Source organism: Pseudomonas sp. GW821-FHT07E12 (assembly GCF_058986605.1).
The window spans coordinates 88,480-110,014 of the sequence record NZ_JBYSVX010000008.1; the positions used below are offsets into that span (position 1 = coordinate 88,480).

General features: G+C 65.2%; 14 protein-coding genes. 9 read left to right on the top strand and 5 right to left on the bottom strand.

Features of this window, described 5'->3' with window-relative positions:
- Positions 1-97: 97 nt before the first annotated feature.
- From AC3WJE_RS07395 to AC3WJE_RS07405, 3 genes are all read right to left on the bottom strand, one after another.
- The gene (locus tag AC3WJE_RS07395; protein WP_493730144.1) at positions 98-2,380 is read right to left on the bottom strand and encodes a glycoside hydrolase family 3 N-terminal domain-containing protein; all 2,283 of its coding nucleotides are present in this window, start codon (positions 2,378-2,380) and stop codon (positions 98-100) included.
- Between the two features lie 207 nt (positions 2,381-2,587).
- Positions 2,588-3,013 carry a type II toxin-antitoxin system death-on-curing family toxin gene (locus AC3WJE_RS07400; RefSeq protein ID WP_493730145.1) on the bottom strand — a complete coding sequence of 142 codons (426 nt, stop codon included), beginning with the start codon at positions 3,011-3,013 and terminating at the stop codon, positions 2,588-2,590.
- Between the two features lie 10 nt (positions 3,014-3,023).
- Entirely contained in the window at positions 3,024-3,245 is a 222-nt protein-coding gene (locus AC3WJE_RS07405) for an AbrB/MazE/SpoVT family DNA-binding domain-containing protein (protein ID WP_493730146.1), read from the bottom strand.
- Between the two features lie 148 nt (positions 3,246-3,393).
- Here AC3WJE_RS07405 and lexA point away from each other — a divergent pair, with 148 nt between their 5' ends.
- From lexA to AC3WJE_RS07435, 6 genes are all read left to right on the top strand, one after another.
- Positions 3,394-3,999: a transcriptional repressor LexA gene (lexA, locus tag AC3WJE_RS07410; protein WP_493730147.1), complete on the top strand. Its 606-nt coding sequence runs from the start codon at positions 3,394-3,396 to the stop codon at positions 3,997-3,999.
- Positions 4,000-4,001: 2 nt separating this feature from the next.
- On the top strand, positions 4,002-4,616 hold the full coding sequence (gene imuA, locus AC3WJE_RS07415) for a translesion DNA synthesis-associated protein ImuA (RefSeq protein ID WP_493730148.1): 615 nt from the start codon (positions 4,002-4,004) through the stop codon (positions 4,614-4,616).
- Between the two features lie 7 nt (positions 4,617-4,623).
- A complete protein-coding gene (locus AC3WJE_RS07420) occupies positions 4,624-6,144 on the top strand; it encodes a Y-family DNA polymerase (RefSeq protein WP_493730149.1) in 1,521 nt (506 codons plus the stop codon).
- Positions 6,141-9,389, top strand: coding sequence for an error-prone DNA polymerase (locus AC3WJE_RS07425; protein ID WP_493730150.1), 3,249 nt, complete (start codon positions 6,141-6,143; stop codon positions 9,387-9,389). Before AC3WJE_RS07420 ends, AC3WJE_RS07425 begins: the two co-directional genes overlap by 4 nt.
- A gap of 142 nt (positions 9,390-9,531) precedes the next feature.
- Positions 9,532-11,505, top strand: coding sequence for an alpha/beta hydrolase family protein (locus AC3WJE_RS07430; RefSeq protein ID WP_493730151.1), 1,974 nt, complete (start codon positions 9,532-9,534; stop codon positions 11,503-11,505).
- 196 nt (positions 11,506-11,701) lie between these two features.
- Positions 11,702-13,675, top strand: coding sequence for an alpha/beta hydrolase family protein (locus AC3WJE_RS07435; RefSeq protein ID WP_493730152.1), 1,974 nt, complete (start codon positions 11,702-11,704; stop codon positions 13,673-13,675).
- A 151-nt stretch (positions 13,676-13,826) separates the two neighbouring features.
- On the opposite strand, the gene AC3WJE_RS07440 is transcribed toward AC3WJE_RS07435, so the two are convergent.
- Entirely contained in the window at positions 13,827-15,587 is a 1,761-nt protein-coding gene (locus tag AC3WJE_RS07440; protein WP_493730153.1) for a peptide MFS transporter, read from the bottom strand.
- Positions 15,588-15,950: 363 nt separating this feature from the next.
- On the opposite strand from AC3WJE_RS07440, the gene AC3WJE_RS07445 reads away from it, so the two are divergent.
- Complete coding sequence (locus AC3WJE_RS07445; RefSeq protein ID WP_493730154.1) at positions 15,951-17,921, top strand: OPT family oligopeptide transporter; 1,971 nt, start codon at positions 15,951-15,953, stop codon at positions 17,919-17,921.
- Positions 17,922-18,108: 187 nt separating this feature from the next.
- Entirely contained in the window at positions 18,109-20,175 is a 2,067-nt protein-coding gene (locus AC3WJE_RS07450) for a S9 family peptidase (protein ID WP_493730155.1), read from the top strand.
- A gap of 70 nt (positions 20,176-20,245) precedes the next feature.
- On the opposite strand, the gene AC3WJE_RS07455 is transcribed toward AC3WJE_RS07450, so the two are convergent.
- Positions 20,246-20,644 carry a hypothetical protein gene (locus tag AC3WJE_RS07455; protein ID WP_493730156.1) on the bottom strand — a complete coding sequence of 133 codons (399 nt, stop codon included), beginning with the start codon at positions 20,642-20,644 and terminating at the stop codon, positions 20,246-20,248.
- A gap of 145 nt (positions 20,645-20,789) precedes the next feature.
- Here AC3WJE_RS07455 and AC3WJE_RS07460 point away from each other — a divergent pair, with 145 nt between their 5' ends.
- The gene (locus tag AC3WJE_RS07460) at positions 20,790-21,533 is read left to right on the top strand and encodes a helix-turn-helix domain-containing protein (protein WP_493730157.1); all 744 of its coding nucleotides are present in this window, start codon (positions 20,790-20,792) and stop codon (positions 21,531-21,533) included.
- Positions 21,534-21,535 lie beyond the last annotated feature (2 nt).

Consider the following 21,535-nt stretch of genomic DNA (forward strand, 5'->3'; position numbering starts at 1 on the left):
GGATCAGGGCTGGCTGGAGCTTGATGTCGGTCGAGTGCCCACAAGGCGGAGCTCCGAACAGGGATGCAAGTACAAGCTCCGCGCTACGGGGACGAGATCAGCCCAAAAGTTCGAACGTTGTGTGCAGACCATCGGCTTCCGCAGAGGGTGCGACCCACAGATCGAAGGTGCCGGCTTCTACGGTGGGCTTGAGCGTGGTGCCGATGAACAGCAGATCCTCGCGGCGCAGGGTGAACGTCACGTCCGCGCTAGCACCCGCGGCGAGGGAGACCTTGCGGAAGTCCTTCAACTCGCGCACCGGGCGGGTGACGCTGGCAGCGCGATCATGTACGTACAGCTGCACGACCTCTTCTGCTGCGTATCGGCCTCGATTGTGCAGGCGCGCGTGCACGCTCAACGTGCCGCCGGCATCGAGCCTGGCGTTGCCGATGTCCAGGCCGTCGTATTCGATGCGGCCGTAGGTCAGACCATGGCCGAACGGGAACAGCGAGGAATTCGGGATGCTGCGGTAGTGGGTCTTGAACGCGTCGAGTTTTTCCGGCTGTGGATCAGGGCGACCGGTCGGTTTGTGTGCGTAGTAGTAGGGCACCTGGCCGGCTTCGCGCGGGAAGCTCACCGGCAGCCGTCCCGATGGGCTGGTCTTGCCGAACAGTAGATCGGCCAGCGCGGGCCCGGACTGCGAGCCGAGGAACCAGGTCACCAGGATCGCCGGTGCGTTCAACACCGCACCTTGCAGTGCCAATGCGCGGCCATTGCTGAGCAGCACGACCAGCGGCTTGCCGGTGGCGGCGACGGCCTCCACCAACTGCTGCTGGATCTCGGGCACGACGATATCGGTACGCGATTGCGCTTCGCCCGAATATTTGAGCGGTTCGCCGATCGCCAGCACCACTACGTCGGCGGCCTGGGCCGCGCGTACGGCCTCGTCGATTCCGCCGGGTAACGCTTTGTCGAAATCGCTGCCGTCGACGACGTCGAGCGCCTTGGGATCGGCCATCGCCGCGCGCATCGCGCTGGCCAGATCGTGGCCGGTATCATCGCCGCCGAACAGAACCCACGGGCCATGGATGTTGGCAAGATCGCGTGCCATCGGGCCGATCAGCGCGATGCGCTGGCCCTTGGGCTTGAGTGGCAGCAGGTCGTTGTCATTCTTCAGCATCACCACCGACTTGCGTGCGGCTTCGCGCGCCAGCTGCAGTGTTTCAGGACGGCGCTGGCGCGCCTGCGCACGCTTGGGCTGGATGCGCCGATAGGGATCGTCGAACAGGCCGAGCGCGGCCTTGAAGCGCAGTACGCGGCGCACCGATTCGTCCAGCTTGGCCATCGGTACCTCGCCGCTGGCGACCAGCTCGGGCAGGTACTTGAGGTACAGACCGCTTTGCATGCTCATGTCGACGCCGGCCAGGAACGCCTTCTTGGTGGCATCGCGTTCGTCGCTGGCGTAACCGTGCGCGATCAGCTCCATGTCGCCGGTGTAGTCGGAGACGACCAGCCCCTGGTAATTCCACTCGCCACGCAGCACGTCGGTGAGCAGCCAGGTGTTGCCGGTGGCAGGGATGCCGGACAGCTCGTTGAACGCGGCCATCGTGGTCAGCGCGCCGGCGTCGAAGCCGGACTGGAACGGCGGGAAGTAGACCTCGCGCAGGGTGCGTTCGGATACGTCCACGGTGTTGTAGTCGAGCCCGCCTTCGGCCGCGCCATAGGCAGCGAAGTGCTTGGGGCAGGCAGCGACGGCGTCCGGGTGCGACAGTCCTTCGCCCTGGAAGCCACGCACGCGGGCCTCGGCCATGCGCCGGCCGAGCAGCAGATCTTCACCGGTGCCTTCCACCCCGCGGCCCCAGCGGGCGTCGCGGGCCACGTCGACCATCGGCGCGAAGGTCCAGTCGATGCCGACCGCGCTGGCCTCCAGCGCGGCCGCGCGTGCGGTGCGCCGTGCCAGGTCCGGCTCGAAGCTGGCCGATTCGCCCAGCGGCACCGGGAACACGGTGCTGAAGCCGTGGATCACGTCGGCGGCGAACAGCAGCGGGATCTTCAGCCGGCCCTGCATCGCCGCGTCCTGCATCTGCCGGTGCCAGGCGACATGCGAGCCGTTGAAGACGCCGGTGAGCTGGCCGGCGCGGGCCGCTTCCAATTGGGTGCTGGCGGCAGGGGCGCGGGTATTGGGGTTGGCGGCGGTTGCTGCGGCGTTGGCCGCCACCGAGCCGAGCAGGGTGAGCTGGCCGGCCTTCTCCTCCACCGTCATGCGCGCGATCAGTTCATCGATGAAAGCGGGCGTACGCGCGGCGTCGCGCGGCAGCGCCCAGCCGACCGGGATGCGCGACAGCAAAGCAAGCGAGCCGGCGCCGATCAGCAGATTGCGGCGGGTGGTGCGGAGGGTCATTCGAGGGCGTCCTTTAAGCCTGGCAAGACTGTAAACGTTATCGGAAGTAGCCTGTCAGGCCATGACGCACTGCACGATATGGGCTGCTCGGTGCCCACTTCGCGCAGGGCGGAGTGGGCTCTGCTGGGTTTTTCGAGGCGCCGGCCGATGCGCAAGGTCGCGGCGAAAAGAACCCGGCCGGCCAGCGCAGACGGGCTGCCGCTGGCCTCAGCCGTAATGCGGAACCGGCTCGTGGACGGCCGAAGTACCGGCCCCGCGCAGGCGCGGACGCAGCCAGTCGGCGAAGGCTTTTTCGTCGAGGTTGCCTTCGGCCAGGCCGACGTATTGCGGATACAGCTCCAGATCGTCCGCTTCCAACCGCATGTCGTTGAGCATCAGAAAGGTTTCGCAGGCGACCGCTGCCGTGCGCTTGTTGCCATCCACGAAGGGATGATTGCGCGCCAGGCCGAACGCCAGACTGGCGGCCAGATCAGCGAGATCAGGCGGCGGATCACCATAGGCGAACAATTGCTGGGGGCGGGCGAGGGCCGACTCGAGCAGGCTCTCATCGCGCACCCCGCTGCCGCCGCCATGCTCGGCCAGTTGGCGCTCATGGATGGCCAGGGTCAGGGCACGGCCGATCCAGACGATCATGGCGCCACTCCTATTGCGCAAGCTTGTGCAGCAGCATGCGGCGGTCACGCATGATCTTCTCTGCCACATCCATCTGTCGCGCCAGTTCCGGATCGAAGGCGGTCAGGCGGATGCCGTCGGGTGTTTCCAGCGCGTAGAGCTCGTCGCCCTTCTCGACGCGCAGACGGGCCAGCAACTCCTTGGGCAGGATGACGCCGGCGGAATTGCCGATGCTGGTGATCTTGAGCTTCATCGAAGCGCTCCAGGGTTGTTATAACTTTCGTTATATAGCGCGGAAAGGCTTGTCCTGCAAGGGGATGGCCCGCTTGCACGGAGTCCGTCTCGCACCGTGCGATGCATGAGTGTACAAATGTACACCTCGTTTCGCTTTCTGATTGCCCATGTCCCCGCTCCCGCCCCGGCGTGCCGCCATCCTTGCCTTCCTGCGCGACTGTGCGCGGCAGGGCCACGTTCCCAGTCTGGCCGAGATCGCCGGGCACTTCGGCTTCGCCTCGCGCAACGCTGCGCAGAAACACGTGCAGGCGTTGGTCGAGGCCGGGCTGATCGAGCGCCTGCCCAATGTCAAACGCGGTCTTCGGATTCCCGGAGCCCCCGCGCGCCAGGCGCTTTTGGCATTGCCGGTGCTGGGCCGGGTCGCGGCCGGTGTACCGATCGGTGCCGACATCGGCCTGGACGAGCAACTGTGGCTGGATCGCAGCCTGTTCTCGCTGCCACCGGATTACCTGCTGGTGGTGCAGGGCGATTCGATGATCGACGACGGCATCCTCGATGGCGATCTGGTCGGTGTGCACCGCGCCAGCGAGGCGCGCAACGGACAGACCGTGGTGGCGCGGATCGATGGCGAAATCACCATCAAGCGGCTGGAGTGCGGTGCCGAGCGCCTGCGCCTGCTGCCGCGCAATCCGGCGCATGCGCCGATCGAAGTGATGCCCGATGCGGACTTCGCCATCGAGGGTCTGTTCTGCGGCCTGGTGCGGCGGGGATAAAGATGGGCGAAGTACTGGCCCTGGATGAACTGCTGGCGGCACGCACGGTCTGGCACGCCGGTCGCGGGATCGACGTGGCCGAGGGCGGCGAGCCGACCGGTCATGCCGCGCTGGATGCATTGCTGCCGAAAGGTGGCTGGCCACGTCGTGCCCTGACCGAACTGCTGCTGCCGGCCGATGGCGTCGGCGAAATCGCGCTGCTGCTGCCGACGCTGGCGCGCATGACCCAGGCCGGCCAGCGCGTGGTGCTGGTGGCGCCGCCGTACATCCCGTATGCGTCGGCCTGGCAGGCGGGGGGAATCGATCTGGCATGGCTGCATCTGGTCGAGGCCGAGCCGCGCGATGCGCTGTGGGCGTTCGAGCAATGTCTTCGAAGCGGGGCGTGCAGTGCCGTGCTGGGATGGCCGCAGACCGGTGACGCGCGTGCGCTGCGTCGTTTGCAGGTGGCGGCCGACAGCGGTGATTGCTGCGGTTTCGCGCTGCGTGATCGTCGGCATGCGGCCAATGCTTCGCCGGCGGCGCTGCGGCTGGAATACCTGCCGGCACAGGCGGCCTGGCAGGTGCTCAAGTGCCGTGGCGGTCCGGTGCCGGCGCAGCCGCTGCGGCTGGGGCGGTGAGGTCGACATGCTCTGGGCCTGCATCCTGCTGCCACAGCTGGCACTCGACGCGGTATTGCGTCGTCTTCCCGATCCCGACGCACCACTGGCACTGGTGGAAGGCCCCGCGCAACTGCGCACGCTGCACGCGGTCAACGATACGGCGGCACAGTCGGGCCTGAAGGCCGGCATGCGCTTGTCCGCAGCGCATGCGTTGCTGGCCCAGGTGCGTACCGTCGATTACGACCCGGTTGAAGAGGCCCGCTGGCATCGTTTCCTCGCGGCCTGGGCCTACCGGCACAGTTCGCTGGTGAGCATCCAGTGGCCGCGCGCGATCGTGCTGGAGGTGCAGGCCAGCTTCCGCTTGTTCGGGCCGTGGCCGCGCTTCGAGCGGCGCCTGCGCGAGGAACTGGACACGCTGGGTTTCCGCCACCGCATCGCGATGGCACCCACGCCGCGTGCGGCCTGCGTGCTGGCCGGGCTGCGCGACGGCTTGGCGATCACCCACCCCGATGCATTGCGACGCGCGCTCGACAGCGTGCCGATCCGGCGTGGCGCGCTGCCTGGCGATACCGGCGAGCGGCTGCATCGGATGGGCGTACGCACGCTGGCGGCATCGCGCGCGTTGCCGCGTGACGGCGTGCGGCGACGCTTCGGCCTGGAGGTGCTGGAACATCTCGATCGACTCTACGGCGAGGCCGACGATCCGTTGCCCTGCTACGCGCCTCCGGACCATTTCGACGCACGCGTGGAGATGGGCTACGAGGTCGAATCCCACACCGCGCTGCTGTTTCCGCTGCGACGCCTGATCGGCGACCTGTGCACGTACCTGTCGATCCGCGATGGCGGCGTGCAGCGTTTCGTGCTGCGGCTGGAACACGAGCAGGGGCATTGCGATATCGAGGTCGGGCTGTTGTCGGCCGAGCGTTCGCCCGCCTTGCTGTTCGAGCTGGCGCGCAACCGTCTGGAGCGGGTGCAGATCGAGCATCCGGTAGTGGCGGTGCGATTACTGGCCAGGCAGCTGCCGCCTTTCGTGCCGGCGATCAAGGATCTGTTCGATGCCCGCCCGCAGCAGGCGATGGACTGGCCGCAGCTGCGCGAGCGTATGCGTGCGCGCTTGGGTGATGCGTCGGTGTATCGGGTGGTGCCGGGCGATGATCCGCGTCCGGAGCGGGGCTGGCGTCGGGTGATGGAGGACGAGAGTGGACGGGCTGATGCTGCACCGCGTCGCCGATCACCGGTGAAGACGAACTTGCCGGCGCGCGCTGGAAAGACAGCGATGCATGCCGGTAGCGTCGAGCTGCCCGTACCCGATGGTCGACGCCCGCTGCCACCACGTCCGTCCTGGCTATTGCCGCATCCGCTGCCATTGCGCGATCCACATCCACGCATCGTCTCCGGCCCGGAGCGGCTGGAAAGCGGCTGGTGGGACGGCGCGGAGGCCCGGCGCGACTACTACGTGCTGGAAACCGTGCGCGGCCAGCGCGCCTGGGCATTCGTGCCGGCCGGCCAGCGCGAAGGCTGGATGTTGCATGGGTGGTTCGCATGAGCCGGGACGACACGTTCGACGACGTGTATCGCGATACGCCCGGCGGACGTGTGCCCCGCGCCTGGAACGTACTCGCACGCCTGCGTGCTGCCAACGACGATGGTGGCCATGCAGGCGATGACGGCCTGCCCACCTATGCCGAACTGCATTGCCTGTCGGACTTCTCGTTCCAGCGTGGTGCATCCAGCGCAGAGAGGCTGTTCCAACGTGCCCGCGAATGCGGTTACGAGGCCCTGGCCATCACCGACGAATGCTCACTGGCCGGCATCGTGCGCGGGCTGGAGGCGGCGCGTGCCACCGGCATGAAGCTGATCGTCGGCAGCGAGTTCGTACTCGATGACGGCTTGAAGTGCGTACTGCTGGTCGAACACGATGCCGGTTATCCGCAACTATGCGCGCTGATCACCACCGCACGCCGTGCCGCCGGCAAGGGCCGGTACCGATTGACGCGCGCGGATCTGCAGGTGCAGTTCCGGAATGGCGCAGAAGGTGTGTTTGCGCTGTGGCTGCCCGGCGAGCAGGTGAACACGGCTGACGGCGAATGGTTGCGCGACCTGTTCGGCGAGCGTGCCTTCCTCGCCGTCGAACTGCATCGCGAGCGCGACGACGCTGCCCGTCTGGCCGAACTCAAGACGGTGGCACGCCAGCTCGGCATGATCGCGCTCGCCAGCGGCGACGCGCACATGGCCACGCGCAGGGAACGCGTGTTGCAGGACACGCTCACCGCGATCCGCCACAACCTGCCGCTGTCCGAATGCGGCGCGCACCTGTTCCGCAATGGCGAGCACCACCTGCGCACGCGTCGTGCGCTGCTCAGCATCCATGGCGTCGAGCTCATGCAATCGGCGGCCGCGCTGGCACGACGTTGCAGCTTCGATCTGAGCAAGGTGCGCTACGACTACCCGGTCGAACTGGTGCCGTCCGGCGAAACGCCGGCCACGCACCTGCGCAAGCTGGTCATCGCCGGCATGCGGCGGCGATGGAGGGAGGGCCGGGTGCCGTGGAAGGCACGGCGCGACATCGTCAAGGAGCTGGCGTTGATCGCCAAGCTCAAGTACGAGGCGTTCTACCTGACGGTCGAGGATGTGGTGCGGTTCGCGCGTTCGCAGGACATCCTGTGCCAGGGCCGCGGCTCGTCGGCCAATTCGGCCGTGTGCTTCGCGTTGGGGATCACGGCGGTCAATCCCAGCGAGAGCCGCCTGCTGCTGGCGCGCTTTCTGTCGGAGGCGCGCGATGAGCCGCCGGACATCGATGTGGACTTCGAGCACGAACGGCGCGAGGAGGTCATCCAGTACGTCTATCGCAAGTACGGCCGCGAACGCGCTGCGCTCGCCGCCACGGTGATCTGCTATCGCGGCAAGAGCGCGGTGCGCGATGTGGCACGCGTGTTCGGATTGCCGCCCGACCAGATTGCATTGCTCGCCAACTGCTATGGCTGGGGCAACGGCGACACGCCGATGGAGCAGCGTATCGAGGAGGCCGGTTTCGATCTGTCCAACCCGCTGATCTGCAGGGTGCTGGAGGTAACCGAGAGGCTGCGCGACCATCCGCGCCACCTGTCCCAGCATGTCGGCGGTTTCGTGATCTCCGACGCGCCGCTGTCCACGGTGGTGCCGGTCGAGAACGCGGCGATGCCCGATCGCACCATCATCCAGTGGGACAAGGACGATCTGGAAACCATGGGGATGCTCAAGGTCGATTGCCTCGCGCTGGGCATGCTGACCTGCCTGCGCAAGACGCTGGATCTGGTGCGCGGCCATCGTGGGCGAGACCTCGAAGTCGCCACCATCCCCGGCGAGGACACGGACACCTACGCGATGATCCAGCGCGCCGACACCATCGGCGTGTTCCAGATCGAGTCACGCGCGCAGATGGCGATGCTGCCGCGCTTGAGGCCGGAGTGCTTCTACGACCTGGTGGTCGAGGTGGCGATCGTGCGGCCGGGGCCGATCCAGGGCGACATGGTGCATCCGTATCTCAAGCGCAGGCAGGACAAGGGCCTGGTGAGCTTTCCGTCGGAAGGCGTGGAGGAAATCCTCGGGCCGACGCTGGGCATTCCGCTGTTCCAGGAGCAGGTGATGGAGTTGGTGATCCACGCCGGCTACGAGCCGCACGAGGCCGACCAGTTGCGCCGCTCGATGGCGGCCTGGAAGCGCGGCGGCGACATGGAGCCGCATCGCGTGCGCATCCGTGAGCTGATGGAAGGGAAAGGCTATTCGTCGGCGTTCATCGATCAGATCTTCGAGCAGATCAAGGGGTTTGGTTCCTACGGATTTCCGCAGAGCCACGCCGCCTCGTTCGCCAAGCTGGTCTACGCCAGCAGTTGGCTCAAGCGGCACGAGCCGGCGGCATTCGCCTGCGGGCTGCTCAATGCGCAGCCGATGGGTTTCTACTCGGCCAGCCAGATCGTGCAGGATGCATGTCGTGGCAGTCCCGAGCGGGCGTCGGTGAGTGTGTTGCCGGTGGATGTGATGCACAGCGGCTGGGACAACACGCTGGTCGGCGGACGTCCATGGCGCAGCGATGACGAGCCGGGCGAGCAGCCTGCGATCCGGCTCGGCCTGCGCCAACTGGCCGGCTTGTCCGAAGCAATGGCCGGCGCGCTGGTGCGTGCTCGCGCACAACGCTCTTTCGCCACCGTTGCCGACTTGTGCCTGCGCGCCGGTCTGGACGAGAAGGCGCGCACGGTACTGGCAGAAGCAGGTGCGCTGCAGACGTTGGCAGGACATCGCAACGCTGCACGCTGGGCGGTAGCCGGCATCGAGCGCAGTCGCCCGCTGCTGCCGGGCAGTCCAGCCGAGACCGACATTGCATTGCCCGCGCCGCGTCAGGGCGAGGACATCCTGGCCGACTATCGCAGCACCGGCCTGACCCTGCGCCAGCATCCGATGGCGCTGCTGCGCCCGCAGATGCGCCAGCGCCGCATCCTCGGCCTGGAGGAACTGCGCGATCGCCACCACGGCGCCGGCGTACATGTGGCCGGGTTGGTCACCCAGCGCCAGCGTCCGGGCACGGCCAAGGGCACCGTCTTCGTCACGCTGGAGGACGAGCGCGGGATGATCAACGTCATCGTCTGGTCGCATCTTGCGGTACGCCGCCGTCGCGCCTTGCTGGAGTCACGCCTGTTGGCGGTACGCGGCCGCTGGGAACGCGTGGATGGTGTCGAACACCTGATCGCAGGCGACCTGCACGATCTCAGCGAGTTGCTCGGCGAACTGGATGTGGCATCGCGGGATTTTCATTGAGCTGCGCTTTCCATGACTCAGTTGGACCGGATGCGTATCCGATCCAACTGAGCGATACTTTGGAGGGCGGAAACATGATGATCTTCCGCAGGGGCCGCGTAGAAGCGCGGTGATCAGGGAATAGATCCGATTCGAGGGGGACATGATGGGAAAGTGGAGTTTGCCGGCTGTTATTACGCTGCTGGCGGTGGCAGGCTGCGCCTCGGCGCAGGTGGGCGTGGATGCCTATATCAAAAAGGATAATTTCACTGATATTGAGCTATCACCGACAGGAGATTATCTGGCTGCGACGGTGCCGATGGAGGATCGCACTGCGTTGGCGATCATGGAACGGACCGGAAATAAGTTGATTGGAAAATTTGTGCTCGGCAAGAACACGCATGTCGACGGGTTCTGGTGGGTGAATGACAAGCGGGTGCTGATCTCGATAAGCGAAAAGATGGGTCTGCTCGACAAGCCTCAGCCGACCGGTGAGCTGTACGCGATCAATGCCGATGGCGGCAGTCCTGAGTTACTGGTTGGCTATCGTTCCCAGGGCAGCGGGCTGGGAACGAACATCCAGACTAAGAAAACAGAACTCATCGCGGCTTTCCTTAGCGATGCGCTGCTCGATGATGATCGCAATGTTGTCATCGATGTCTGGCCATTGACCGCGCAGGACCCTTTCACACGTGCCGAAAAGCTTGACATCAATACCGGCAGACGCGTCCCGTTGGCCAAGGCTCCGGTCAGACGTGCTCATTTCAGCACGGACAATACCGGCGCAATCCGCTTTGCACATGGCCAGGGCGTGGACAATGTCAGGAAGCTCTACTATCGCGATGGGGCGAGCAGTGACTGGAGGCTGATCAACGACGAGGCAGTTGGTGGTCACGCCGAGTCCGTGATCGGTTTCTCCGCGGACAATGCGATTGCCTACCTGCGGGTTGAACAACGCGAAGGCCCTGACGCCATCGTGGCCTGGGACATCGCTCACGATCAGCGCAAGGAGGTTCTGCGTGACAGCGTTGCCGATCCTCTGCGGATCATCTATCGCGACGGTACCCGGGTGCCGGTCGGAGCGGTGGTGATGAACGGGAAGCCTCGGTCGTTGTTCTTCGACGAGCAGTCGGAAGAGGCTCGGCGCTACCACAGTCTGGAGGCGGCCTTTAGCGACGATGCAATCTATATCACCTCCAGTACCAAGGATGGAAAGCTAGTGTTGTTGGAGACGTATTCCGGCAGTAATCCTGGTGATTTCTATCTTTTCGATACCGTGGCCAAGAAGGCACAGCATCTAGTCAGCCGTCGCCAATGGTTCGATCCGGCAAAGACCGCGTCGGTGCAACCATTCGCATTGAAGGCCCGGGATGGGTTGGGTCTGCATGGCTACCTGACCCTGCCAAAGGACGGCAACGGCAAGAATTTGCCGATGGTGGTGATGCCGCATGGTGGGCCATTCGATATCTTCGATAGCTGGCGCTTTGACGACGATGCACAGATGCTGGCGCAGGCCGGGTACGCCGTGCTGCAAGTTAATTTCCGCGGTTCGGGCAATTATGGTCGAGCATTCAATCAAGCCGGCGCCCGTCAGTGGGGCGGCACGATGCAGGACGACGTCACCGACGCTACGCGTTGGGCGATCGAGCAGGGCATCGCCGATCCTGCGCGTATCTGCATCTACGGCGCGAGCTACGGCGGTTATGCCGCGTTGATGGGGGCGGCGAAGGAGCCGTCGCTCTATAAATGTGCGGCGGGCTATGTGGGTGTCTACGATCTGCCGGTGATGTTCACGCGTGGCGATATCCAGGAACGCGGCTCGGGCGAGACTTATCTGAAGGAATGGATCGGCGATCCCAAGCAGTTGGCAGCGGTGTCGCCGGTCAATCTGGCCGATCGCATCAAGGTGCCGGTGTTCCTGGCGGCGGGTGGCGAGGATCAGCGTGCGCCGATCCAGCATTCCAAACGGATGGAAGCGGCGCTGCGCAAAGCTGGGGTGCCGGTGGAGACGCTGTACTACGACACCGAGGGCCATGGTTTCTACACCGAGCCGCACCAGCGTGAGTACTACACCAAACTGCTGGCATTCCTTGCGCGCTCGCTGGGTGGGCAGCAGGCGGCCGCGGCGCAACCCTAGACAATCGACAGATCCAAATGAAAACGGCGCCTTGATGGCGCCGTTTTTTCTTTCCCGGGCCAGCGCGGTTCAGCGCCGTTGCAACCTGGCTCGACAAAGACCGAGTCCCCCGGCGGCGTATATTTTGCCGGGAACATCGATGGGCTGCGCCGCCTGGGCAGTCCGCTGAGTCACATGCGATACCAAGGGGAAACACATGAAGTGGGTGATGCAGGGGGTGGTATGGGCCTGTCTGGTCGTGGCCGGCTGCGCATCGGCGCAGGTGAAGCTTGACGACTATCTTCGACTGGACGACTTCTCGCAGCTGAAGCTGTCGCCGGATGGGCGGCATTACGCAGTGAGTGTGCCGCTGGAGAACCGCACGGTGCTGGCGATCGTGGACCGCGCGAGCCGCAAGACCACGGGTACGTTCGGGCTTGGCAACGATGTCCATGTCAACGATTTCTGGTGGGCGAACGACCGCAGCGTGCTCATCACCATCAATGAGAAGGAGGGGCGACTGGATAGGCCGCAGCCTACCGGCGAGATGTACGTGATGGACGTGGACGGCAAGAACGCCCAGCAGCTGGTGGGCTATCGCACGCAGGGCCCTGGATTGGGCAACCTGATGAACAACAAGCAATCCGAGAGTGTGGCGGCCACGTTCGTCGGTCGGCTGCAGGGCGATGACAATCAGGTGTTGGTTGCGATCTCGCCCCTGGTGCTCTCGGGCGTGCCATACACCCGCCTGGATCGCATGGATGTACGCAATGGTCGGCGTGCGACGGTGGCCAGCGCGCCGGTGCGGCGTGGCATGTTCTATGTGGACAACGCTTCGCGGGCCCGCTTCGCCGAAGGAGCCGATAGCGACAACGTCAGCAAGCTCTATTACCGCGGCAGTGATGGCGGCGACTGGAAGCTGATCAATGACGAGGCGAGCAGTGGCCATGTCGAGACTCCGCTCGGTTTCTTGGCGGACGACACGCTGGCTTATCTCAGCGTCCAGCAGGCATCGGGACCGAATGCCATCGTCGCCTGGAATCCGGCGACGGGAGAGCGCAAGGAAGTGCTGCGCGATGCGGCGGTCGATCCTCTGGAGATTCTCTACCACGATGGCGATACGGTGCCCGTGGGCGCAGCCCTGATGAACAATGGGGTGCGTAATGTGTTCTTCGATCCCGCTGGCGAGGATGCACGGCTGTACGCCGCTCTGGAGAAAGTAGCCGGAGGGCAAGCGGTCCAGGTCGTATCGCGGACGCGGGATGGGGCGACCTTGCTGGTATCGACTTATTCCGGCACCAATCCCGGCGATTTCTATGTGTTCGAGCGTGCGACCGGCAAGCTCGAACTGCTTGCCAGCAGGCGCCAATGGATTGATCCGGCACGGGCGGCAGAGGCCACGGCCTTCACGTTCAGGGCGCGCGACGGTCTGGACCTGCACGGCTATCTCACCCAGCCACGCGGCAGCAGCGGCAAGCACCTGCCGATGGTGGTCGTACCGCACGGTGGCCCGTACGACATTTTCGATCACTGGTCCTTCGATATCGAGGCACAGATACTCGCGCAGGCCGGTTATGCGGTGCTGCAGGTCAACTTCCGCGGCTCGGGCAACTATGGGCGCGCGTTCCTGCATGCCGGCGCTCGGCAATGGGGCGGCACGATGCAGGACGACGTCACCGATGCCACACGCTGGGCGATCGAGCAGGGCATCGCCGATCCTTCGCGCATCTGCATCTACGGTGCGAGCTATGGCGGTTATGCCGCGTTGATGGGCGTGGCGAAGGAGCCGTCGCTCTACAAGTGTGCGGCCGGCTATGTGGGTGTCTACGATCTGCCGGTGATGTTCACGCGCGGCGACATCCAGGAGCGTGGTACGGGCGAGACCTATCTGAAGGAATGGATCGGCGATCCCGCACAACTGGCGGCGGTGTCGCCGGTCAATCTGGCCGATCACATCAAGGTGCCGGTGTTGCTGGCGGCAGGTGGCGAGGATCAGCGTGCGCCGATCCAGCATTCCAGGAGGATGGAAGCGGCGCTGCGCAAGGCCGGCGTACCGGTGGAGACGCTGTACTACGACACGGAAGGCCATGGTTTCTATACCGAACCGCACCGACGTGAGTACTACACCAAGCTGCTGGCATTCCTGGCGCATTCGCTGGGTGGGCAACAGGCGGCCGCGGCGCAGCCGTAGGCGATCGACAGGAGCGGCTCTGTTCGCATGGGATGGTGCTCTGTGGGAGGAACTCTGGGCGGTGTCAGAGGAAATCGTCCACACCGAATGCGAACACAGCCAATGAAAACGGCGCCGCAAGGCGCCGTTTTCGTTCCCGGGCGAGCGTGGTTCAACGCACGCCGTGCATCAAGCGTTTCAACAGCGGCGCCGCCAGCAACGCCACGACACCGCAACCCAGGCCGATCCACATCATCAGCCAGAACAGATGCGCGTAGCCGGTCGAGGCTTGCACCAGATCCAGCGTCTGGCCGTCGGGTACGTCGATCGCGGCGAGTTTGCCGAACAGGGCGGCCAGCGCCTCGGAGAACGCGGTGGCGAGGAACCAGGTGCCCATCATCAGGCTGACCACGCGCGGTACCGCCAACTGCGTGACCGCCGACAGGCCCACGGGAGACAGGCACATCTCGCCGATCTCCAGCACCAGGTAGGCCAGCACCAGCCACCACACGCTGGCCATCTGTCCGGTGGCGCCGACCTGCTGCGCAGCCAGCGCCAATGGCACGAACGACAGCCCGGCGAACAGCAGGCCGAACGCGGATTTCACTGGCTTGGAAGGATCCGCGTTGCGGCGGTCCAGCCACGCCCAGATCGCCGCGAACAACGGTGCCAGCAGCACCAGGAACAGCGCACCGAGATAGGTCAGCGAGCCGGCCGTCTGCGGCAGCACGATGCAGTCGCGCACCAGGAATACCAGCATCAGCGCGACCACCGTAACGAACAGCACGCGCGGCGCGGCGGAAGCAGGATTGCGGTCGGACATCGAGGCGGCCACGACGAAGCCCAGCGGCGCCAGCAGCAACGAGGCGATCGACCATGGCAGCGGCGTGCCATCGCGGATCACCAATGCCGGTACTACGTCCTTGGTCAGCAGGCGATCGTTGAAGGTCACCCAGGAGCCGTAGGTCTGCTCGTACAGGGTGAAGAACACCAGCGCCATGAAGATCAGCGATATCAGCGCGATCATCTGCTGGCGCTGTACCGGTGTGCACTGGCTGCCGATGAACCAGCCGAACCACACCAGCACGCCGCCCAGCACCACCAGCATCAGCATCAACGCCAGCGAGACTTCACCACCCAGAGAAAACGCACCGTTGGCGGCGGCCCACATCAGCCACGCCACCGGCAGCACGCCCACTGCCGCCACGCCGTAGATCAGCCATTCGCGCGGGACGCCGGCGACGCGCTCGCGCAGTGTGGCCGGAGCGGGCGGCTCGGCGTGGCCGTGCAGGTACTTCTGGCCCCACAGGAACATGCCAAGACCGACCAGCATGCCGATGCCCGCAGCGCCGAAGCCGTACTTCCAGCCATAGGCCTCACCGACGTAGCCGCACACCAGCGAAGCGAACAGCGCGCCGAGGTTGATGCCGGCGTAGAACAGCGAGAAGCCCGAGTCGCGTCGCGGATCGTTCTCGGCGTAGAGCTTGCCGACGATAGTGGAGATGTTCGGCTTGAGGAAGCCGACGCCGACGATGATCAGCGCCAGCGACAGATAGGTCACCGCCAGAGCGGTGGTGTCGCGTACCACTTCTCCGTTGACGCGGGTGGCGGCATGGCCCTCGAACGCCATGCCCAGATGTCCCAGTACCAGCAGGATGCCGCCGAACACCACCGCCTTGCGCATGCCCAGCCAACGATCGGCGAGCAGGCCACCGAACACCGGGATGCAGTACACCAGTCCGCCATAGGCGCCGAGCAGATCCAGCCCGGCCTTGTCGCCGAACAGGTGGTACTTGGTGAGGTAGAGCAGCAGCAGCGCCTTCATCCCGTAGAACGAAAAGCGCTCCCACATTTCGGTGAAGAAGCAGATGTAGACGCCCTTGGGGTGGCCGAGGAAGTCGTCTGGCCGGGTAGCGGCAAGGGTTGAGGACATGGGCGGACGGTCGCGAAGAAGCGGCGAGTATAGGCAGGCCCGCAGGCTTGCATAGGAGTGGCTCTGGGGATTGGCCGCGACGGGGCCTTGCCAATAAATCGCCGTCCTCGCGAAGGCAGGGGAGGACGGGGGGCTTGCGAGCCATGGGCTCGCACCCGGCCGAACGCCCGAGCGCTGGGCGCGAGGGTCAGGAGGCGCAGATCCAGCGACTTGAAGCTCTCGGAAAAACCCAGGCCACTGGATCCCCGCCTTCACGGGGACGACGGTCGATTCCGTGGCGCGGGAGGCGGGCGCACTGGACTTGAATGGTTTCAGACGATAGCGTGAGGCGGATTTTTTGCCATTCCATCAGGGGGTTACCCAATGAGCCAAGACGCCCAGCCGCGCCAGCTCACTTTCCGCGCCGTACTGCTGGCCATCGTGCTGGCGGTGATCCTTGCGGCCGCCAATGCCTATCTGGGCCTGTTCGCCGGCCTGACCATCGCCACTGCGATCCCGGCGGCGGTGGTCTCGATGGGCGTACTGCGCCTGCTCGGCGGCGGCACGATCCTGGAAAACAACATCGTCCAGACCGGTGCCTCGGCCGGCTCGTCGATCGCCGCCGGTGTGATCTTCACGATCCCGGCGCTGGTGATCATGGGCTACTGGCCGGACTTCAAGTACTGGTGGGTGCTGGGCATCGCCGGCATGGGCGGCCTGCTCGGGGTGTTGTTCTCGGTGCCGCTGCGGCGCTCGATGATCGTCGAAGACCCGCTACCGTTCCCGGAGGGCAAGGCGGCGGCCGAGGTGCTCAAGGCGGGCGAGAACCCCGGTCCGGGCCTGAAGATCCTGGCGCTGTCCGGCGCGATCGGCGCGCTGGTCAAGCTCGCCGCCGCCAGCGGCCTGCGCTTGATCCCGGATACCTGGATTCAGTCGACCTACGTCGGCAGCTCCAAGATCACTGCATTCCTTGGCACCAACCTGTCGCCGGCGCTGCTCGGCGTGGGTTACATCGTCGGCCTGAACGTCGGCATCGTGGTGGTGTCCGGCTCGATCCTGTCCTGGCACGTCGCGATCCCGCTGTACCAGGCGTTCTTTGCCGGCAGCGATCCGGCGCTGGCGGCCAAGCTGGTGGATGCCTCGGCGGCCGATGCGGCCTATGCGATCTGGAGCGCGAAGATCCGCTACCTGGGCGTCGGCGCGATGCTGGTCGGTGGCATCTGGACACTGTTCTCGCTGCGCAAGTCACTGCTGAACGGTGTGAAGAGCGGCTTCGCCGCCGCGCGCAAGAGTGGCGGCCCGGTGCTGGCGCACACCGAGCGCGATCTGCCGATGAAGTGGATGCTGGTGGCGCTGGTGATCTTCACCCTGCCGCTGCTGGGTCTGTATCAGGCGATCGTGCAGCAGTGGCACGTCTCGATCCCGATGACGATCATCATGATCGTCGCCGGCTTCCTGTTCGTGTCGGTGTCGGCCTATCTGGCGGGTCTGATCGGCTCGTCGAACAACCCGGTTTCGGGCATCACCATCTCCACCATCCTGTTCGCCTCGGCGGTGCTGGTGCTGCTGCTCGGCAAGAGCGGACTGACGCCGGTGGGCATCGGCGGCGCGCCGCTGGGCGCGGTGGCGGCAATCATGATCGGCGCTGTGGTGTGCTGCGCTGCAGCGGTGGGCGGCGACAACCTGCAGGACCTGAAGGCCGGTTATCTGGTGGGCGCGACGCCGTGGAAGCAGCAGTTGATGCTGGGGGTCGGCGCGTTTTCATGCGCGCTGATCATGGCGCCGGTGCTGAACCTGCTGGCACAGGCTTACGGCATCGGCGCGCCGACGCCGGAGCATCCGAACGCGTTGGCCGCGCCGCAGGCGAACCTGATGGCTTCGGTCGCGCGTGGCCTGTTCGGCGGCGAACTGCCGTGGTCGATGATCGCGCTGGGTGCGGTGGTCGGCGCGCTGGTGATCGCCCTGGACGCATGGTTGAAGTCGCGCAAAGCCCACTTCCGCGTGCCGGTGCTGGCGGCGGCGATCGGCATCTACCTGCCGCTGGAGCTGATGGTGCCGATCTTCCTCGGTGGCCTGCTGGCGTATCTGGTCGAGCGCTTCCACAAGGTGCGTGTCGATGACGAAGAGGGACGCGATCGTGTGCATCGTCCGGGCGTGCTGTTCTCGGCGGGTCTGATCACCGGCGAGGCGCTGATGGGTATCGCCATCGCGATTCCGATCGTGGCCGCGGGGCGCGCTGACGTGCTGGCATTGCCGGAGCTGTTCCACCTCAACCAGTGGATCGGCCTGGTGGTGCTGGCGCTGGTCGGCTGGCTGCTGTATCGCACCGGCAAGAAGGGCGAGCAGGCGGTCTGAGGCGGCTCGCACTCTGTAGGAGCGGCTTTAGCCGCGATGGAGCTTTACCGGTAAGTCCCCATCGCGGCTGATGGCCCGAGGCCACCCAGAGCCGCTCCTACAAGGAAAACAGGGCATGACTTCATGCCTTTGTCGGGCGCGTGTTGCGCCACCTACCATCCTCGTTTTGCCGTTCCGGGAGATCCCGATGAAGCTTCGTACTGCCCTGCTGCCCCTGGCTCTGTTGGCCGCGCTGCCCGTCCTGGCCGGCGCGCGTGGTTTGGAGGTGCGCGACCTGGTCGCGCTCGACCGCGTATCCGCGCCCACGCTCAGCCCCAATGGCGGCGTGCTGGTATTCGCCAAGCGCAAGATGAATCCCGAGCTGACCAAGGCCAGCAGCAGCCTGTGGATACGCGACCTGCGTACCCGCGATCTGGCGCCGCCGAAGCAGTTGACGCCCGAAGGCTGGAACGTCAATTCGCCGGAATTCTCCGCCGATGGCCAGAGCGTCTACTTCCTCAGCGCCAAGTCCGGTATCCAGCAGCTCTATTCGATCGCGCTGAGCGGCGGCGAGCCGCGCCAGTTGACCGATTTCGCTGTCGACGTGGACAGCTTCAAGCTCTCGCCGAAGGGCGAGCGCATCGTGTTCAGCGCCGGCGTGTTCCAGGACTGCGGTTCGGACCTGGCCTGCACCAAGAAGAAGGTCGATGCCGACGAAGCCTCCAAGGCGTCGGGCAAGGTGTTCGACTCGCTGTTCGTGCGCCATTGGGACACCTGGAACGACGGCCGCCGCAACACCTTGTTCGTGGCCGAACTGCCGAAGGCGGGCGCCAAGCCGGTGGTCGGTGCCTCGGCGATCAGCGTGACGATTGCGGGCGACGCGCCATCCAAGCCGTTTGGCGGCAACGACGATTACACCTGGTCGCCGGATGGCACCTCGGTGGTGGCCAGCATCCGCGTCGCCGGCCGTCAGGAGCCGTGGTCGACCAACTTCGACCTGTACAAGCTCGACGCCGCCGGTCGCAAGGCGCCGGTCAACCTGACCGCGTCCAACCCCGCCTGGGATGCCGGTCCGGTGTTCAGCGCCGACGGCAAGACCCTGTACTACCGCGCGATGAAGCGTCCGGGTTTCGAAGCCGACCGCTTCGGCCTGATCGCACTCGACCTGGCCAACGGCAAGACCCGCGAGATCGCGCCGGATTGGGATCGTTCGGCCGGCGAGATCGTGTTGTCCGCCGACGGCAAGGCGATCTACACCAGCGCCGATGACGTGGGCGAGCATCCGCTGTTCCGCGTCGACATCGCCTCCGGCAAGGTCACCGAAGTGGTGGGCGACGGCAGCGTCGGCTCGCCGGTGCTGGCCGGCCCGACGCTGGCTTTCACCCGCAACTCGCTCAAGAGCGGCGACCAGATCTTCGTGACCGACGCCGACGCCAAGGCGTTGCGCGCGATTACCCCGAGCGCGGCCGAGACGCTGCCGGACGTGCAGTTGGGCGATTTCGAGCAGTTCAGCTTCAAGGGCTGGAACGACGAGACCGTGCACGGCTACGTACTCAAGCCGTACAACTATCAGCCAGGCAAAAAATACCCGGTGGCGTTCCTGATCCACGGTGGTCCGCAGGGCAGCTTCGGCAACGGCTGGAGCTACCGCTGGAATCCGCAGACCTATGCCGGCCAGGGCTACGCCGTGGTGATGATCGATTTCCATGGTTCGACCGGTTATGGCCAGGCGTTCACCGACGCGATCAGTCAGCACTGGGGCGATCGCCCGCTGGAAGACCTGCAGAAGGGCTGGGCCGCCGCGCAGCAGCAGTACGGTTTCCTCAACGGCGACAAGGCCTGTGCGCTCGGCGCCAGCTATGGCGGCTTCATGACCTACTGGATCGCCGGCAACTGGAACCAGCCCTGGAAGTGCCTGGTCGCCCACGACGGCGTGTTCGACAACCGCACGATGGGTTACGCCACCGAGGAACTGTGGTTCAGCGAGTGGGAAAACGGCGGCACGCCGTGGCAGAACCCGGCCGGCTACGAGAAGTTCAACCCGGTGCTGCACGTGAACCAGTGGAAGGCGCCGATCCTGGTGATCCACGGCCAGAAGGACTTCCGCATCCCGATGGAACAGGGCCTGGCCGCGTTCACCGCAGCACAGCGCAAGGGCATCGAGTCGAAGTTCCTGTACTTCCCGGACGAGAACCACTGGGTGCTCAAACCGCAGAACAGCATTCTCTGGCATGACACTGTCAATGCGTGGTTGAAGGAACACATTGGCGAGTGATTTCCGGCCCGTGAAACGGACAACGCCGCGCATTGCGCGGCGTTGTCCGTTCTGGATCAAGCAAGGGTGCTCAATGCGTTCGCAGGTTGTTCAACTGGCGCTCGATGGTATCCAGGATTGCGGCCACGGAAATCCCGTATGAACCTGCTTGGCCTGCATCGAACGCGGCCTTCCATTGGGCATGGCCAGCCTCGTAGGCCGGGTCCGGCACGTCGCTGCCGACCAGCGTCGCCTCACTGAGCTCGAAGGTTTGGGCGATCACCGGCGCATGCGCCAGTGACGTCATCAGCCCATTCGGCAGGCCCGGATGGCGGATGCGCAGGTCACGCAGCGTGACGTGAATGATCTCGCCCAGATCGAGAGGATGTTGCTCGATGCGATTGATCAGCAGAGTGGGAGTCTCATCGGGTGTACGGCCCTTGCACCGCCAGACCTGGCCGACAGCATAGAGGGGAGATATGGCAGACATGGCGTCCCTTGCGCAGGTAATGTGCCACCCATGATGCCTTGTACATGCGACCTGCATCCAGCTGCCGCATCGGTCAGGGCTGCATCTGTATCATGAAGCGACCCTCGCCGCGGGTTTCTCACCGCCTCCGATTCTTTCGCTCACCATGAAAAGCATCGATCCCGCCGATCTCGAAGCCCTGTTCGATGCAGTGCCCGACGTGCTGTTCTTCGTCAAGGACCGTGAGGGGCGCTATACGCATGTCAATCAGACGATGCTGCGCCGGCTTGGCCTGAAGTCGCGCAAGGAGCTGATCGGCAAGCGTGTGATCGAGGTCTATCCGAGTGGCTTGAGTGCCAGCTATGCCAACCAGGACGAGCGCGTGCTGGCCGGTGAGACGATCGACAACGTGCTGGAGTTGCATCTGTTCGCCAATGGCGAACCGGGCTGGTGCCTGACCTGCAAGCGACCGCTGCGGGTGGATGGCGAAGTGCAGGGCATCATCGGCATCTCGCGCGACCTCGATCCGCAGGACGGACACGATACGCAGTACGAGAAGCTGCGCCTGGCGCTGGGCTATCTGCATGTGAACTACGCACAGAACGTACGCATGCAGACGTTGGTGGACATCACCGGGTTCTCGATGTCGAAGCTGCAGCGTTCGTTCCGGCGCGTGTTCCAGCTCACGCCGCAGCAGGTGCTGACCAAGCTGCGTCTGCAGATGGCGATGCATTTGCTGCACGGCAAGCAGAGCGTGACCGAGATCGGCCACGCCTGCGGCTTCAGCGACCAGAGCGCGTTCACCCGCCAATTCAAGACCGCCACCGGCATGACGCCGAGTGAATATCGCGCGCTGGCCAATGCGCGACTGGTCGAGCAGGCCGGGCCGCCGGATCCGTCGCCGCGCTGAGC

Excerpts from the sequence above, each read along its gene's own strand:
- AC3WJE_RS07395 (WP_493730144.1), bottom strand. The coding sequence starts at position 2,380 with ATGACCCTCCGCACCACCCGCCGCAATCTGCTGATCGGCGCCGGCTCG.
- AC3WJE_RS07400 (WP_493730145.1), bottom strand. The coding sequence starts at position 3,013 with ATGATCGTCTGGATCGGCCGTGCCCTGACCCTGGCCATCCATGAGCGC.
- AC3WJE_RS07405 (WP_493730146.1), bottom strand. The coding sequence starts at position 3,245 with ATGAAGCTCAAGATCACCAGCATCGGCAATTCCGCCGGCGTCATCCTG.
- lexA (WP_493730147.1), top strand. The coding sequence starts at position 3,394 with ATGTCCCCGCTCCCGCCCCGGCGTGCCGCCATCCTTGCCTTCCTGCGC.
- imuA (WP_493730148.1), top strand. The coding sequence starts at position 4,002 with ATGGGCGAAGTACTGGCCCTGGATGAACTGCTGGCGGCACGCACGGTC.
- AC3WJE_RS07420 (WP_493730149.1), top strand. The coding sequence starts at position 4,624 with ATGCTCTGGGCCTGCATCCTGCTGCCACAGCTGGCACTCGACGCGGTA.
- AC3WJE_RS07425 (WP_493730150.1), top strand. The coding sequence starts at position 6,141 with ATGAGCCGGGACGACACGTTCGACGACGTGTATCGCGATACGCCCGGC.
- AC3WJE_RS07430 (WP_493730151.1), top strand. The coding sequence starts at position 9,532 with ATGATGGGAAAGTGGAGTTTGCCGGCTGTTATTACGCTGCTGGCGGTG.
- AC3WJE_RS07435 (WP_493730152.1), top strand. The coding sequence starts at position 11,702 with ATGAAGTGGGTGATGCAGGGGGTGGTATGGGCCTGTCTGGTCGTGGCC.
- AC3WJE_RS07440 (WP_493730153.1), bottom strand. The coding sequence starts at position 15,587 with ATGTCCTCAACCCTTGCCGCTACCCGGCCAGACGACTTCCTCGGCCAC.
- AC3WJE_RS07445 (WP_493730154.1), top strand. The coding sequence starts at position 15,951 with ATGAGCCAAGACGCCCAGCCGCGCCAGCTCACTTTCCGCGCCGTACTG.
- AC3WJE_RS07450 (WP_493730155.1), top strand. The coding sequence starts at position 18,109 with ATGAAGCTTCGTACTGCCCTGCTGCCCCTGGCTCTGTTGGCCGCGCTG.
- AC3WJE_RS07455 (WP_493730156.1), bottom strand. The coding sequence starts at position 20,644 with ATGTCTGCCATATCTCCCCTCTATGCTGTCGGCCAGGTCTGGCGGTGC.
- AC3WJE_RS07460 (WP_493730157.1), top strand. The coding sequence starts at position 20,790 with ATGAAAAGCATCGATCCCGCCGATCTCGAAGCCCTGTTCGATGCAGTG.